This window comes from Shewanella sp. POL2 (genome assembly GCF_000282755.1).
GTDB classification, from domain to species: Bacteria; Pseudomonadota; Gammaproteobacteria; order Enterobacterales; family Shewanellaceae; genus Shewanella; species Shewanella xiamenensis.
Genome location: NZ_AKZL01000010.1, coordinates 56755 through 69148, shown reverse-complemented (window position 1 = coordinate 69148; position 12394 = coordinate 56755). Strand labels below are relative to the sequence as shown.

The 12394-nt window shown below is 46.8% G+C and carries 12 protein-coding genes and 1 pseudogene; 8 read left to right on the top strand and 5 right to left on the bottom strand.

Annotated features, from left to right (window positions below; genetic code table 11):
* Positions 1 to 319 precede the first annotated feature (319 nt).
* A complete protein-coding gene (gene yjjG, locus SHEWPOL2_RS04230; RefSeq protein ID WP_037426395.1) occupies positions 320 to 1024 on the top strand; it encodes a pyrimidine 5'-nucleotidase in 705 nt (234 codons plus the stop codon).
* 97 nt (positions 1025 to 1121) lie between these two features.
* On the opposite strand, the gene fis is transcribed toward yjjG, so the two are convergent.
* The 3 genes from fis to prmA form a co-directional block, all read right to left on the bottom strand.
* The gene (gene fis / locus SHEWPOL2_RS04225; RefSeq protein WP_006083371.1) at positions 1122 to 1427 is read right to left on the bottom strand and encodes a DNA-binding transcriptional regulator Fis; all 306 of its coding nucleotides are present in this window, start codon (positions 1425 to 1427) and stop codon (positions 1122 to 1124) included.
* 16 nt (positions 1428 to 1443) lie between these two features.
* The gene (dusB, locus tag SHEWPOL2_RS04220) at positions 1444 to 2412 is read right to left on the bottom strand and encodes a tRNA dihydrouridine synthase DusB (protein ID WP_037426392.1); all 969 of its coding nucleotides are present in this window, start codon (positions 2410 to 2412) and stop codon (positions 1444 to 1446) included.
* A 173-nt stretch (positions 2413 to 2585) separates the two neighbouring features.
* Entirely contained in the window at positions 2586 to 3467 is an 882-nt protein-coding gene (gene prmA, locus SHEWPOL2_RS04215; protein WP_037413663.1) for a 50S ribosomal protein L11 methyltransferase, read from the bottom strand.
* Between the two features lie 427 nt (positions 3468 to 3894).
* Here prmA and SHEWPOL2_RS04210 point away from each other — a divergent pair, with 427 nt between their 5' ends.
* The 4 genes and pseudogenes from SHEWPOL2_RS04210 to SHEWPOL2_RS04195 all read left to right on the top strand — a co-directional run bounded on the left by SHEWPOL2_RS04210 (position 3895) and on the right by SHEWPOL2_RS04195 (position 8322).
* Positions 3895 to 4620 carry a fumarate reductase cytochrome b subunit gene (locus SHEWPOL2_RS04210; RefSeq protein ID WP_037426389.1) on the top strand — a complete coding sequence of 242 codons (726 nt, stop codon included), beginning with the start codon at positions 3895 to 3897 and terminating at the stop codon, positions 4618 to 4620.
* A 231-nt stretch (positions 4621 to 4851) separates the two neighbouring features.
* Positions 4852 to 5523 (top strand): fumarate reductase cytochrome b subunit, encoded by a 672-nt coding sequence (locus tag SHEWPOL2_RS04205; RefSeq protein WP_037426387.1) that lies wholly within the window; start codon positions 4852 to 4854, stop codon positions 5521 to 5523.
* Between the two features lie 63 nt (positions 5524 to 5586).
* Positions 5587 to 7591: pseudogene (locus SHEWPOL2_RS04200) on the top strand (fumarate reductase flavoprotein subunit).
* Positions 7591 to 8322 (top strand): fumarate reductase iron-sulfur subunit, encoded by a 732-nt coding sequence (locus tag SHEWPOL2_RS04195; protein WP_037413651.1) that lies wholly within the window; start codon positions 7591 to 7593, stop codon positions 8320 to 8322. The pseudogene SHEWPOL2_RS04200 and the gene SHEWPOL2_RS04195 overlap by 1 nt, the downstream one beginning before the upstream one ends.
* Before the next feature lie 64 nt (positions 8323 to 8386).
* Here SHEWPOL2_RS04195 and SHEWPOL2_RS04190 read toward each other — a convergent pair whose 3' ends face one another.
* On the bottom strand, positions 8387 to 8671 hold the full coding sequence (locus SHEWPOL2_RS04190; protein ID WP_037426384.1) for a putative quinol monooxygenase: 285 nt from the start codon (positions 8669 to 8671) through the stop codon (positions 8387 to 8389).
* Positions 8668 to 9690 (bottom strand): zinc-binding alcohol dehydrogenase family protein, encoded by a 1023-nt coding sequence (locus SHEWPOL2_RS04185; RefSeq protein WP_037426381.1) that lies wholly within the window; start codon positions 9688 to 9690, stop codon positions 8668 to 8670. The genes SHEWPOL2_RS04190 and SHEWPOL2_RS04185 overlap by 4 nt, the downstream gene beginning before the upstream one ends.
* A gap of 119 nt (positions 9691 to 9809) precedes the next feature.
* Here SHEWPOL2_RS04185 and SHEWPOL2_RS04180 point away from each other — a divergent pair, with 119 nt between their 5' ends.
* The 3 genes from SHEWPOL2_RS04180 (at position 9810) to SHEWPOL2_RS04170 (ending at position 12392) form a co-directional block, all read left to right on the top strand.
* Complete coding sequence (locus tag SHEWPOL2_RS04180; RefSeq protein WP_037426378.1) at positions 9810 to 10739, top strand: LysR family transcriptional regulator; 930 nt, start codon at positions 9810 to 9812, stop codon at positions 10737 to 10739.
* A gap of 301 nt (positions 10740 to 11040) precedes the next feature.
* Complete coding sequence (locus SHEWPOL2_RS04175) at positions 11041 to 11460, top strand: hypothetical protein (protein WP_037426373.1); 420 nt, start codon at positions 11041 to 11043, stop codon at positions 11458 to 11460.
* A gap of 62 nt (positions 11461 to 11522) precedes the next feature.
* Positions 11523 to 12392: a hypothetical protein gene (locus tag SHEWPOL2_RS04170; protein WP_037426371.1), complete on the top strand. Its 870-nt coding sequence runs from the start codon at positions 11523 to 11525 to the stop codon at positions 12390 to 12392.
* Positions 12393 to 12394: the final 2 nt, after the last annotated feature.

The following is a 12394-nucleotide window of genomic DNA, read 5'->3' as shown; positions in this document are numbered from 1 at the left end:
CTTCACTTAAGCGGGCCAAGAGATAAACCAGACAGAGCACGTTTACTGTTGAGTTATGTTCAACAATAGGTTGCATTATCACGGTATTATCCGTCATGGATAAAGATAGTAGACTATTTTGCAACAAAAACGGTGTTCCCATAAATAGAATCTTGCGCCTGTTTTGTGCGTTCGATGCCATGTTGGATGAGGCCGACTGCATGATCCCGAGTTGAGTTTGGCGATGCGTTAATTTGCTATGGTGTTAGCGGCTTCCCTATACTGCCAGTGTTGACAATTTTTAATTAGTTACATTTTATCTTTTGTTAGGAGTGTTATTTTGTCCTCAAACCAAACCTATTCCTCGGCCACGCCCTATGCTTGGGTGCTTTTCGACGCCGATGAAACGTTATTTTATTTCGATGCCTTTGAAGGACTAAAGTTGATGTTTGCTGGCTTTGGTGTTGAGTTTACTCAGGCCGATTTTGAGGAATACCAAAGGGTAAATAAACCGCTTTGGGTTGCTTATCAGGATGGCAAGATCAGTGCCGCAGAGCTGCAAACTATCCGTTTTGAGCCTTGGGCAGCAAGGCTTAATGTATCGCCACAAATCTTAAACAGTGCATTTTTAGCCGCCATGGCTGAGATTTGTGCGCCGCTGCCCGGTGCGCGCGAATTGCTATCGGCATTGCAAGGTAAGGCTAAACTGGGGATTATCACTAATGGCTTTACTGAGTTGCAGACGGTGCGCTTACAGCGAACAGGCTTGCAGCATCATTTTGATATTTTAGTGATTTCAGAAAAAGTCGGCATCGCCAAACCCGATGTGGGTATTTTTGAGCATGCGCTTGAGTTAATGGGGCGGCCAGCGCGTGAGCAAGTATTAATGGTGGGTGATAATCCCCATTCCGATATTCAAGGCGGTATCAATGCCGGTATTCATACTTGCTGGTACAACGTCCATGGCCATGCTGCGCCAGCGGGGATCACCCCACATTATCAAGTGAACTCCCATCAAGAGCTACAACAGATGCTGGGGCTTTAAGGCGATATTCGGGGTACATATTGCCGTACACATAATGCGAAAAGGGGCTAACCTTTGCAGGTTAACCCCTTTTCTAACAATCACTTAATCTAAAAGATTAGTTCATTCCATATTTCTTTAATTTCTTACGCAGAGTACCGCGGTTGATACCTAGCATGTTTGCTGCGCGGGTTTGGTTGCCGCGAGTGTGTTGCATGATGATGTCAAGCAGAGGTGCTTCAACTTCACTTAGCACCATTTCATACACTTCTTGTGCTTCCTGACCGTCCAACTGTGCGAAGAAGTTAGTTACGGCACGCTTAACAGCATCACGTAATAACTGGGGCTTGATAGTGCCGTTTGCGGTTTCGATTTTGCCAACGGTAAGCTGGTGAACTTCTGTGTTAGTTGTCTGATCAAACATTCTATTCTGCTCTTTATTAATTCTTTACTAATTCATCAAAATAATATTCCACGCGGGAATACTGTTCTGCAGCGGTTTCCAGCTGATTAAAGTCAGCCCGAAACTGGCGCTGATCCTCCTGGTCTAGGTACCATCCGATATGTTTTCTGGCGAAGCGGATACCCTTATATTCACCATACAAATCATAAAGTTTGGTGAGGTGTTCCAGCATCACTTGACGCTGTTCTACCACCTCAATGGGCGCTAGCTTATTACCCGTCTCCAAGTAGTGCTGGATTTCTCTGAAAATCCAAGGTCGTCCCTGAGCACCCCGTCCTATCATCAGAGCATCGACACCGGTGTAATCCAGCACAAAGCGGGCTTTCTCCGGACTGTCGATATCTCCGTTTGCGACAACAGGAATCGAGACATTCTGTTTAATTGCTTTAATGGTGTCGTACTCGGCGTCGCCTTTGTACATGCATTGTCTCGTGCGGCCATGAACGGCCAGCGAGGCAATGCCACAATCCTCGGCAATCTGGGCGATTTGAACACCGTTCCTGTGTTCAGGCTCCCAGCCTGTGCGAATTTTTAACGTAACGGGCACATCTACTGCAGCTACCACGGCTTGTAAAATGTCTTTTACGAGGGGCGGATTTTGCATTAAGGCTGAGCCAGCCAGCTTTTTATTCACTTTTTTTGCAGGGCATCCCATGTTGATATCAATGATATGGGCGCCTTGTTCAACGTTGAACTGGGCGGCCTGCGCCATTAACTCTGGATCTGCACCTGCAATTTGCACTGAGCGAATACCTTCCTCACCAGAATGTGTCATACGCTGGCGGCTTTTATCCGTATCCCAAACCTCAGGATTGGATGAAAGCATCTCCGACACCGCTAAGGCTGCACCATAACGAAGACAGAGATTACGGAAAGCTTGATCGGTGACACCTGCCATTGGTGCCACGATCAGCTGATTCTTCAGTTGATAGGGTCCAATCTGCATTTACTGTTTCACCTTAGCTCTTCAAAGGGGCGCTATAGTAGCCCTTTTTATTGGCCGTGAAAAGGTCAATAAATGACCTAGGAGCAATTTTTTTCTTGACTTTTTAGCCTTGAGAAGTCATCGACAAAATAAGCCTAAGCCAGTGGTGGCGCATGTTGCGCCACCCTTTAGCGTTATTTGCGCGTACCTGTCAAGCGGCTCCAATCTTCTTTGTGAGCCGCTTCGTCCATGTCGAACCATTGGCTATAAAAGTCAGAGATTTCTTGCGCTTGCTCTTTTAGGAGTCCAGAGAGAGCTAATTTACCGCCTGTTTTGACTCGGTCGGCGATAAGGGGGGCAAGTTCGCGCAGTGGGCCTGCGAGAATATTGGCAACTAATACATCGGCCTTAAGATCGGCGGGTTGATCTTCAGGCAGGTAAAGCTCGAGTTGGTCGGCAACATCGTTACGCTCGGCATTGGCTTTTGAGGCATCAATGGCTTGATAGTCGATGTCGATACCGGTGACTTTTTTCGCGCCCAGTTTTAGGGCGGCAACGGCAAGAATGCCTGAGCCACAGCCAAAGTCGATCACTTCTTCGTTGCTTAGATCTAAGCTGTCTAACCACTCTAAACACAGTGCTGTCGTGGGGTGAGTGCCTGTGCCGAAGGCCAGACCCGGATCTAAGATCACGTTGACTGCGCTTGGATCGGGGACTTCACGCCAGCTTGGGCAAATCCACAGGCGTTTACCGAATTGGATTGGGTGGTAGTTATCCATCCATTCGCGGACCCAATCTTTGTCTTCAATTTGCTCGATTTTATGGCTGAAGTGTTCACCTAAAAACGGCAGGGTTTTCAGCATCTCAATGCTTGGGGTTAGATCGGTATCTGCTTCGAATAGCGCGACAACCACGGTATCACGCCACAGCGGGGTTTCACCCAGTTTAGGTTCAAAAATCGGGGTGTCTTTACCATCTTCAAAGGTAATGGAGACTGCGCCTTCTTCCATGAGTAAGTCGCTGATGGTTTCTGCATCATCACTGTTAGTGTTAATGCGGAGTTGGATCCAAGGCATGGGTTAAATCCTGTGGCTAGGGTTAAAAAATATCACGCTATTGTATACCCAAACCGCGCTAAATTGCAGAATTCGGTGGCAATTTCGCATTGTTCAATTAGATAAATGAGTTGCTGTGCAGCAGGGGATTGGCGAGTGATAAATGGATTTTATTCTACGCCGACAAAGAGTTAGCCTGTCATTCTTTTTGTGCGAAAATGCGAACCGGTCGTTTCGATTTTAAGTATAAACATATGAAATATAATGGTTAATTGGTTTTACCTTTGTTTGGTTTTTTACTTGCTTTTTGTGATCGCCTTCTAAGAGTTGACGCTGCTCCCGTGAGTTACCTCACGCTTTAAATCTGTGACACTCAGCCGGGTATTTTGTTACTGCTATGGTGTAGTTTGCAAAGAGGTGTCAACAAACCATCAAAGGTAAAAGCAAGATGATAAGCGTAACGCGCGTTCACACTAGGGTGAAAACACAGGGGATAGGTCACCCTTGGTCGGCTAAGGCTGATCGATTACAGAGCGCGACAGGCATTATGTTGGGATGCTTCCTGTTGTTGCATATGCACTTCGAGTCGAGCATTTTGCTGGGCAAAGAGGCATTTTACCAAGTAGTACAACTGCTTGAAGGCGGTATGTTTAGTAGTACAGGCCATGGCTTTCCGATGGTTACTAAAGTCTTCTCGGTTTTTATGCTGTTAGTGGTGATATTGCATGCCGCAGTTGCGCTTAGGCGGTTTCCGGCACAACTGGGTCAGTGGCGGGCATTGCGCTCGCATTTAGGTGGCATTAATCACCGTGATACCCATGCATGGTTTTGGCAGCTCATTACTGGCTTTATTCTGTTTTTCCTGGTGCCTGTACATCTGTTTACCATGATCTTAAATCCTGAGATTGGCCCACATTTATCCGCCGAGCGTGTTTATCACGATAATGCTTGGCTGCTTTATGCCTTATTGCTGCCCGCAGTGGTGATCCACGCCATGATTGGTTTGTACCGTGTGGCAGTTAAGTGGGGCATTACCACTCAACGCTCCGGCTTACGTAAACTCGCTAAGGTATTGATTATCTATTTGTTGTGCCTAGGTAGCGCTAGCTTAGTTACTTATATGTTGATCGGCAGCGAGTTGACTGTTCCTGTGCAGCCCTATGTGCCCCAGTAATTTGAATGCCAACCCTGCTGCGCGCATTGCACTGAGATAATTCGCAGCAGGATTTTGTGTCGCTGCCACTCGTTTTTATTGGTTCTATCGCTAATAGTTAAGCATTCGATTAATTATTCGCCTCCTAGTTGATCTAACTCAGGTTTGTTGTTGGATTTGTGAGCGATATTAATTTTTAAAGATCACTTAATGAGCTTGGCTCAATAGAGCCTGTGGCGCGAGGCGAAAGCAATGGCAATCAAACTAAGTATAAAAAAATGGAGTGCGTGGCTGGATTTAAGCCAGAGTTTGTCGGGTGTCATTCTGGCGGTGTTTTTGTGGAGTCACTTAGTGTTGGTGTCGTCCATATTGTTGGGTGGCGATGCCATGAACTGGGTTGCTCGCACTATGGAGCTAAGTTTTCTCTCTAGTGATGGTCATGGTTACCCTTGGGTGGTGACTGGTATTGCCATCGGTATTGCCGCTTTAGCGTTAGTGCATGTGCTAGTGGCATTGCAGAAGCTACCGATGAGTTTGCGTCAGCAAAGGGCGCTGCAACAGCAGATGCAAGTGATTAATCACAGCGATACTCGCCTGTGGCGCTGGCAGGCCATTACGGGTGTGGTGATCCTGTTATTGCTGCCAGTGCATCTGTGGCTTATTGGCTCGGCGCCTGAAACCATAGGTCCGCAGGGCAGCGCCGAGCGGATTTGGAACCAAGGCGTGTGGATGGTGTATCTGCCGCTATTGCTGACGGTGGAGTTACATGCGGCCATCGGGATTTACCGCGTAGCACTCAAGTGGGGCGCGGCGCGTGATCTTAATAGTCGCAGCCGTTTACGTAAGATTAAAACTATTGTGAGTATCGCGTTTGTCACTGTAGGGATTGCCTCTTTATTGGCATTTTTACCCCATGCGAGTTGAGCGAAATATAACAAAAGAGTGTTGTCCTAAAACAATAACAGCAGTACCCGTTAAGGAGCAGGCGTGAAACTGATTTATACCGATTCATTAGTGGTTGGTGCCGGATTGGCAGGGCTAAGGGTTGCCATTGCCTCTAAAGAGCGTGGGCTGGATACCTTAGTGCTATCGCTTATTCCTGCCAAACGTTCTCACTCCGCCGCAGCGCAGGGGGGAATGCAGGCAAGCCTTGGCAACGCAGTTAAAGGCATGGGTGATGATGAAGATGTGCACTTTCAAGACACTGTGAAAGGTTCTGACTGGGGCTGTGATCAAGAGGTCGCGAGAATGTTTGCCCATTGTGCGCCCAAGGCAGTACGTGAGTTAGCCAACTGGGGGTGCCTTGGTCACGTGTTAGTGCTGGTCCACGGGAAGTCATTGTTAACGCAAAAAAGTTACTCTACAGGAAGCCGAAGAAGCCCATGGGTTAATTAATGCCCGCGACTTTGGTGGCACCAAAAAGTGGCGCACCTGCTACACCGCCGATGGTACGGGTCACTCCTTACTCTATGCCATGGATAACAAAGCCATTTCGATGGATATTCCGGTCCATGAGCGCGTCGAAGCGCTGGCGATTATCCACGATGGAGAGCGTTGTCACGGGGTGATTGCCCGCTGCCTAATCTCGGGTGAATTGCGCGCTTATGTGGCGAAATCAACCACCATCGCTACCGGCGGTTATGGCCGTATTTACGAAGTTTCAACCAATGCGATTATCTGCGAGGGGATAGGTCAGGCGCTGGCACTCGAAACGGGCGTGGCGACCCTTGGTAATATGGAAGCGGTGCAGTTCCACCCAACGGCGATTGTGCCCGTAGGGATTTTAACCACAGAGGGTTGCCGCGGTGACGGTGGCTTGCTGCGGGATAAAGACGGCTACCGTTTTATGCCGGACTATGAGCCAGAGAAAAAAGAACTGGCATCGCGGGATGTAGTGTCTCGCCGCATGACCGAACATATGCGTAAAGGTAAGGGCGTCGATAGCCCCTATGGCCCGCATTTATGGCTCGATATCACCCTGCTTGGGCGCAAACATATCGAAACCAACCTGCGTGAAGTGCAAGAAATTTGTGAGAACTTCCTTGGGATCGACCCTGCAAAGGATTGGATACCCGTGCGTCCGACTCAGCATTACTCCATGGGTGGCATTCGCACCAAAGCAACCGGTGAAAGTCCGCAGCTTAAGGGCTTATTCAGTGTGGGCGAAGCCGCCTGTTGGGATATGCATGGCTTTAACCGCTTGGGCGGTAACTCGCTCGCCGAAACCGTAGTGGGCGGTATGATTATTGGTAAATATGTCGCTGATTTTTGTGAGAATAATAGCCTTGAAATCAATACCCAGCTTGCCGAAAAATTTATGCGGCAAGTACAGACTGAGATCGACACCTTAGTCGATGGCGATGGTCAAGAAAACCCCTTCGAACTTAAGCACGCAATGCAGCGAATTATGATGGATTACGTGGGGATTTTCCGTAACGGCCCAGAGCTTGATAAAGCGGTGACAGAGCTGAAAGCCCTGCTTGAACGTTCACGCAAACTCGGCATTAAGTGTAAAAAACGCCACGCCAATCCTGAGCTGGTGGAGGCATTGAGGGTGAAGCGCATGCTCAAGGTAGCGCTGACCGTTGCTTGCGGCGCTGCCGCTCGCACCGAAAGCCGCGGTGCCCATGCCCGTGAAGATTATCCACAGCGTAATGACCGCGATTGGCTTAATCGCACCCTCGCCAGTTGGCCTGATGCCAATGCGTTGGAACCCGTGTTGAGCTACGAGCCGCTAGATGTGATGAAGATGGAACTGCCACCGGGATACCGGGGTTATGGTATCGACAATGCGATTGCTCACCCCGATACCGCTAAACGTGAGCAACAAATTGCTGAAATTTTGGCTGTGCTCGGGGAGGATGCCGATCGCTATCAACGCCAAGCGGCGCTGATGCCTTTCGAGCTGCCGCCCAGCCTGCAAGCTAAAAATGAACGTTTAAGTGATACCTTACAAAAACCCTCTGCCAATGCGTTAGGAGAAAAATCATAATGACCCAAGGTCGCCAGTTAACCTTTAATATTTTTCGTTATGATCCACAGGAGCCAAACGATAAGCCGAAAATGGTGCGTTACCAGCTCACCGAAACGCCGGGGATGACAGTATTTATTGCCCTCAATAAGCTGAGAGAAGAGCAAGATACGTCGTTGCAGTTTGACTTTGTCTGTAGGGCAGGGATTTGTGGCAGTTGTGCCATGGTGATCAATGGTTTTCCGACATTAGCTTGCCGCACCTTAACCGCCAAATATCCCAAGGGCGAGATTACCCTGATGCCGTTACCTGGCTTTGAATTGATCGGTGATTTATCGGTTAACACAGGTAAATTTATGCGTGAACTCGCTGAGCGGTTAAAGCTATGGTTACATCCTAAGGCGAATGATATCAGCATCCATCGCCTCGAAGATCCTATGGCTCCTGAAGAAGCTGCTCGCCTGTATGAGTTGGAGCGCTGCGTCGAGTGTGGCGTTTGCGTATCAGCCTGCGCGACCAAGCAAATGCGCGAGACCTTTGTCGGTGCAGTTGGCATGATGAAAATTGCCCGCTTTGAACTCGATAGCCGTGATGCCCGCACTGCGGAGGATTTTTACCATGTGATCGGTAATCAGGATGGTGTGTTTGGGTGCATGACCTTGCTCGGCTGCCAAGACAACTGTCCGAAGGATTTACCCCATATGCAACAGATTGCTTATCTACGCCGAAAAATGGCGATGACGTTGGTTTAGCTTTATTTACGCAGTTGATTTAAAAATAGAAAGCGCCAAATTTGGCGCTTTCTTGTTGGTGATGCTAGCAAGCATAACTCTTATGGATCTCGACTTTCTCTACTAACTGCTCGGAGGTGGCGACAAAGGTATTAAAGTGTGGGCTTGCCATATGCGCATCCAGTGCTGCTTGGGATTGCCACACTTCATACATCCAAAACTGATTAGTATTATCTAAAGAATGATGCAGCGTATACTCCAAACAGCCTGCCTCGGTGTGGGTGTCACTTACCAGTTGTTTGAGGACTTTAAAGAGTGAATCACTCTGGCCTGAATGCGCTTGGATTTGCGCAAAAACCGTGATTTTCATTGGCTAAATCCCTCAAGCACAATTTTACCAATCGCTTTGCCCGACTCAATTTGTGCATGGGCCTTTAGCAAGTTTTGCGCATTAATCGTGCCGTAATGCTCACCAAAGGTGCTTTTTACTTTGCCGGTATCGATAAGCTCTGCAATGCGATTGAGTAGATGGTGCTGGGCAATCATATCCTCGGTTTGATACAGGCTGCGGGTAAACATCAGCTCCCAATGCAGCGACAGGCTTTTACGCTTAAGCTTCATCACATCTAACGGGGCTACCGGATCATCAATCAGTGCCAGTTTTCCTTGTGGTTTGAGCACTTTTACAATTTCGTCAAAGTGCTTATCGGTTTGAGTCAGGCTAATCACATGGGTGACATCGGCAATATCTAGCTTAGCCAGCTCTTCCGAGAGGGGTTTATTGTGATTAATCACTGCATCGGCACCTAAGGTTTGCACCCAAGTTGCTGATTCTGGCCGTGATGCGGTGCCGATAACTTCTGCTCCAGTCAATTTGACCGCCAGTTGAGTGATAATCGAACCCACACCACCTGCGGCACCGATAATTAAAATACGTGCATCCGTGGCGGAGCCATCTTGTGGTAGACCTAAACGGTCAAACAGCAATTCCCAAGCCGTGATACTGGTTAAGGGTAAGGCTGCCGCCTGTGCGTTGCTTAAGGTTTGCGGTTTATGGCCGACAATGCGCTCATCCACTAACTGATATTCGGCATAACTACCACTGCGGCTAATATCGCCGGCATACCAAACTTCATCGCCTACCTTAAATAGGCTGACTTTGTCCCCGATAGCTTTTACAACGCCAACGGCATCCCAACCGAGGATTTTATACTCCCCAGCAGGCGCTGAGCTTGATGCGCGGATCTTGGTATCGACGGGGTTAACCGATATGGCCTTAACCTCGACTAACAAATCAAAACCCGTTGGAGTTGGTTTGGCTAATGTTATGTTTTCTAATGCATTATGCGCATCGACTGCGCCTGCTGTTTGGTAACCTACGGCTCTCATAATCATTCCTCACTGGCGACTCATGTCTGTCACTTGTCATTGAGCACCATTGTGTGAAATATTAACCTTTAGATAAACGGGGTAAAGTTTGTAATTTTTTCAAAGGAAATTTGATAATCATGTTGCTTAATGATCTCGCCTTATTTGTTCGCGTTGCCGATTGCGGCAGTATTTCGGCCGCAGCGGCCGAAATGGACCTCTCTGCTGCTTCAGCGAGCGCAGCGATTAAACGTCTTGAAAAACAGCTTGATACGAGTTTGTTTGTGCGCACGACTCGCAGCCTTAGATTAACCGCTCAAGGGGAGCGTTACCTGATCCATTGCCGCCGCGCCTTAAGTGATCTCGCCCTTGGAGAGCAGGCGATTGCCAGCGATAAAGGTAAGGTCTCTGGCACCTTAAGCCTGTCGGTTTCATCTGACTTTGGGCGAAACTTATTTGTCCCTTGGCTCGATGACTTTCTCTTGGATTTTCCACAGCTGCAAGTGCGTCTGCATTTGGGCGACAATATCAGCAGTTTTTACCACGATAAAATTGATGTGGCGGTGCGTTATGGTAAGCCGCAGGATTCTAATCAAGTTGCCTTTCCAATTTGCAGTGCCGACAGAGTGTTATGTGCATCGCCGGACTATCTTGCCAAATTTGGTCAACCCGAAACCTTAGAGCAGCTAACACAACATAATTGCTTGTTTTATAAGTTAGATGAGAGAACTCACGATCAATGGCAATTTGAGCGTGATGGCCAGGAATGTAAAGTCCGCGTCACGGGGAATCGTAGTGCCAATGATGCTGAAATTGCGCGCCGCTGGGCGGTAGCAGGAAAGGGGTTAGTGTTTAAGTCGAGCTTAGATTTGGCAGAGGATATTATGGCTGGGCGTTTAGTGCCCTTGTTACCAGAATATCGCGGCGAGTCGGTCAATTTATACTTAGTGTGCCCAGGACGCGAACATGTCACACCCGTGGTGTTACTGCTTCGCGAAATGTTACGTCGCCGTTGTAAAGAATTGCAAACTCAACTGGCTGCTCATCATATTATCCCAAACTACCGTTAAGCTATTTGCATTATGGTGGCATATGTAAATAATCGCACTGCATGTTGTTATTTATTGTTTTTAATCTGTTTTTAAATTGTGTTTTATGGCGGTTTTTTCTGTTATGAATTGTGTTGTTTATGTTTAATGTCGCTAATTTTTTCTGATCTAACTCATATTTATTTTAATTGCATATGAGTTGTCGCTGGCTTGAGTTGAAAAGCATTTTTTTTCGTGCGTATGATGCGATTAATGTATCGTTTTGTATCTTTAACTGTGGGTCACAGTGGAGATTATTTATAGTATGACGTATTGACTGAAAATGTTAACTAAATTAGCCACAACAAATTACTCAAAAATACCGAAACATCTTTATCCCATAGTCGGTGGATTACTGGTGCTCGGAATATTATGGTTGAGCTTATCGCTAAGTGTTTCTGCTAAAAATGAAATTTATTATTTTGAAAAGAATGATTTTTTAATGGCTTCGACACTTGTGGCGCAGAGTGAGTTTGTGGGCCATAAATCGACAATCGTACTGAATGAATATAGCGTTACACTTTGGAATTGGTTTTGTGAAACTAATTTTGAAAGCATATTTATTGGACTGTCATTTTTTGTTTTATTTAGTGTTATTTATTTCATTTCTGCTATTTTTCTGCGTAGTTACATTCTTAATTTGGAACATTGTTATTCCATTTTACTTAATTGGATAAAGTCTATTCAAGCAAGTACATCCTAGCGCTATATAGAGCGCATCCTAACTATCAATATTTTCATCAAAATATAAATCAAGGTTTTATTATGCAACCAACGAATAATCAATATTATTCGTCGATTTCTCGTCGACGAAATAAATGGTCTGTGTTTTTCTGCTTGCAGGTGATGCTGGCGAGTTTTTCATTTGTCGGCCAAGTATTGGCTGTCAATGAATTTGAGTTAGCCACGGATGCACAAGCTGCAAAATGGTCTGGCTACGTTAATGTTGGGTTTACCCGAAACATTTATGACTCGGATAGTTATTACGCCTATCAAGCCTATAACATCGATAGCCGGATCGATTACAAGGCAAATTGGGGCAATGTGCTGTTTACCCTTGGGGGCGAAAAGCAAACATTGCATGGCAAAGAGTCCAGTTTTTATGACCCTTTGCTGGAATACCGTACACCACTGTATGCCTTAAGCGATACCGTCTCATTCAAAGGCAGTTTAGGTGTGTATTTGCCCGCAGAGCGCGAATCAAAATTGGATAGGTTGCAATATGCACCGCGTATTGCTGCGTACTTATTTTGGAGCCCGCTAGATAACCTAAGTTTTTATTTTTCACCGCGCTATCGCTACAACGCTTACCAATACAAAACCGCTGGTGAGCGCGTGTTAGTTGAACAGCAACTCGATGGATTACTCGATGCTTATTGGCAAATTACGGCTAATTGGTATTTGGACGTGAGTGGTCGTTATCGAGTCTCCAAAAACTATTACGGTCGCCGACTCGACGATCAATTTACCTTCGCCCAAGAACTCGGTTGGTCGTTTAAGCCTGACTGGGTGTTGGCTGTTGGTCATAACAATAGTGGTCGTTTCTATAACCCAGAAGTGGGGACATCTCAGGGATTTGAGATTTATGACAAAAAGAGTTCAACCTTTTATTTGTCAGTTACTAAATATCTATAAAA